Annotated in this window: 1 protein-coding gene; it reads left to right on the top strand. The window is 48.1% G+C overall.

The genetic code is table 11. The features are described from left to right. The coding region (locus R7190_RS30000) for an outer membrane lipoprotein-sorting protein (protein WP_318138224.1) at window positions 1–385 on the top strand (385 nt) is incomplete at its 5' end. Window positions 386–541 lie beyond the last annotated feature (156 nt).

The following is a 541-nucleotide window of genomic DNA, read 5'->3' as shown; positions in this document are numbered from 1 at the left end:
GACGTGGAGCCAGGATTACCAAGGCGAGTGGAAAGCGACGGAAACCCTCACGATAAATGGACAGAGCATCGCGGCTTATCGCCTTGCCCTAACGGCCAAAACCAAGGGAGCGAGTTATCAGAAGATCGATTTGTGGTTGTCTGAGCAAGATGCGTTCCCGATCAAAGCGGATCTTTATTTGCGTTCAGGCAAGCTTGCCAAGCAAGCGCAATACGGACGAGCGACCAACCGCGGCGAAGATTACGTCAGTGAGATGACCCTGCTCGACAGCATTCAACCGAGCAAAAAGACGGTGATTGAGTATCAAGAAATCGTCCCGTGGCAGTTGGATAACAAATTCTACAACCCGAGTTATTTGCCGAAAGCCAATACATCGGAGCTGTAATTTAAGGTTATTAACGCCATCAAGGATGTTTTATGAAAGTGCGATTCTTTAACGCCATCGTCAATGTAAACAGCGTTGCGATTAGCTTCATTGCCGCTTCATTATGGATGGTTGCACCTGTTACGGCCAATGATGAGCTGAGTTTTGAGTGGGATT

The organism is Vibrio sp. 1078-1 (genome assembly GCF_033340475.1).
The sequence above is the reverse complement of the archived record's forward strand: the minus strand, read 5'-3'. Positions and strand labels throughout refer to the sequence as shown.